The sequence below is a fragment of the Streptococcus sp. HF-1907 genome, assembly GCF_015594605.1.
Classification (GTDB): Bacteria; Bacillota; Bacilli; order Lactobacillales; family Streptococcaceae; genus Streptococcus.
In genome coordinates this window covers 1-1334 of the sequence record NZ_JADNQT010000038.1, presented here as the reverse complement: position 1 = coordinate 1334, position 1334 = coordinate 1, and the positions used below count along the sequence as shown (strand labels likewise).

The following is a 1334-nucleotide window of genomic DNA, read 5'->3' as shown; positions in this document are numbered from 1 at the left end:
AATACTCGTAGTTAAGTGACGATAGCCTAGGAGATACACCTGTTCCCATGCCGAACACAGTAGTTAAGCCCTAGTACGCCTGATGTAGTTGGGGGTTGCCCCCTGTTAGATAGGGAAGTCGCTTAGCAAAGGGGAGTTTAGCTCAGCTGGGAGAGCATCTGCCTTACAAGCAGAGGGTCAGCGGTTCGATCCCGTTAACTCCCATATAACATATAAGCGGGTGTAGTTTAGTGGTAAAACTACAGCCTTCCAAGCTGTTGTCGCGAGTTCGATTCTCGTCACCCGCTTTACTTTATAGTAAGCCAAGCAATTAGCTTGGGCGCGTAGCTCAGGTGGTTAGAGCGCACGCCTGATAAGCGTGAGGTCGGTGGTTCGAGTCCACTCGTGCCCATATAGAATGGTCCGTTGGTCAAGGGGTTAAGACACCGCCTTTTCACGGCGGTAACACGGGTTCGAATCCCGTACGGACTATTTTTATTTTACGGAGGATTACCCAAGTCCGGCTGAAGGGAACGGTCTTGAAAACCGTCAGGCGTGTAAAAGCGTGCGTGGGTTCGAATCCCACATCCTCCTTGATTTTACTATCGCGGGATGGAGCAGCTAGGTAGCTCGTCGGGCTCATAACCCGAAGGTCGTAGGTTCAAATCCTGCTCCCGCAATTTCTATTAGAAGAAGTAGGCTCGGTAGCTCAGTTGGTAGAGCAATGGATTGAAGCTCCATGTGTCGGCGGTTCGATTCCGTCTCGCGCCATAAAATATAAATCATGGAAGGGTAGCGAAGAGGCTAAACGCGGCGGACTGTAAATCCGCTCCTTCGGGTTCGGGGGTTCGAATCCCTCCCCTTCCATATTACGGGCATAGTTTAAAGGTAGAACTAAGGTCTCCAAAACCTTCAGTGTGGGTTCAATTCCTACTGCCCGTGTAAGAAGATATGGCGGGTGTGGTGAAGTGGTTAACACACCAGATTGTGGCTCTGGCATGCGTGGGTTCGATCCCCATCACTCGCCTTTTTATTTTGGGGTATAGCCAAGCGGTAAGGCAAGGGACTTTGACTCCCTCATGCGTTGGTTCGAATCCAGCTACCCCAGTTTACTTTATGCCGGCGTGGCGGAATTGGCAGACGCGCTGGACTCAAAATCCAGTGTCCTCACGGACGTGCCGGTTCGACCCCGGCCGCCGGTATAGCATTGAGTAAATGCCATTCTAGCAAAAAAGTAGTTGACAAGTAGTTGATTATTTGCTAGAATATAGAGGTTGTCTCTTGAGAGGCAAAGACCTTTGAAAACTGAACAAGACGAACCAAAAGTGCAGGGGTGAGGTAGTAAAACTACTTCG

General features: G+C 50.1%; 12 tRNA genes and 1 rRNA gene. All 13 read left to right on the top strand.

Features of this window, described 5'->3' with window-relative positions:
- Window positions 1-11 precede the first annotated feature (11 nt).
- The 13 genes from rrf to IYQ92_RS10050 all read left to right on the top strand — a co-directional run bounded on the left by rrf (window position 12) and on the right by IYQ92_RS10050 (window position 1181).
- Window positions 12-127 (top strand): 5S ribosomal RNA (rrf, locus tag IYQ92_RS10110).
- A gap of 4 nt (window positions 128-131) precedes the next feature.
- Window positions 132-204, top strand: a tRNA-Val gene (locus IYQ92_RS10105).
- A gap of 12 nt (window positions 205-216) precedes the next feature.
- Window positions 217-287, top strand: a tRNA-Gly gene (locus tag IYQ92_RS10100).
- Window positions 288-317: 30 nt separating this feature from the next.
- Window positions 318-391, top strand: a tRNA-Ile gene (locus tag IYQ92_RS10095).
- Between the two features lie 8 nt (window positions 392-399).
- A tRNA-Glu gene (locus IYQ92_RS10090) sits at window positions 400-471 on the top strand.
- 12 nt (window positions 472-483) lie between these two features.
- A tRNA-Ser gene (locus IYQ92_RS10085) sits at window positions 484-573 on the top strand.
- Window positions 574-585: 12 nt separating this feature from the next.
- Window positions 586-659: transfer RNA gene (locus IYQ92_RS10080), tRNA-Met, on the top strand.
- Window positions 660-677: 18 nt separating this feature from the next.
- Window positions 678-750: transfer RNA gene (locus IYQ92_RS10075), tRNA-Phe, on the top strand.
- Between the two features lie 15 nt (window positions 751-765).
- Window positions 766-846, top strand: a tRNA-Tyr gene (locus IYQ92_RS10070).
- 4 nt (window positions 847-850) lie between these two features.
- Window positions 851-921: transfer RNA gene (locus IYQ92_RS10065), tRNA-Trp, on the top strand.
- Window positions 922-933: 12 nt separating this feature from the next.
- A tRNA-His gene (locus IYQ92_RS10060) sits at window positions 934-1006 on the top strand.
- A gap of 9 nt (window positions 1007-1015) precedes the next feature.
- Window positions 1016-1087, top strand: a tRNA-Gln gene (locus tag IYQ92_RS10055).
- 10 nt (window positions 1088-1097) lie between these two features.
- Window positions 1098-1181: transfer RNA gene (locus IYQ92_RS10050), tRNA-Leu, on the top strand.
- Window positions 1182-1334 lie beyond the last annotated feature (153 nt).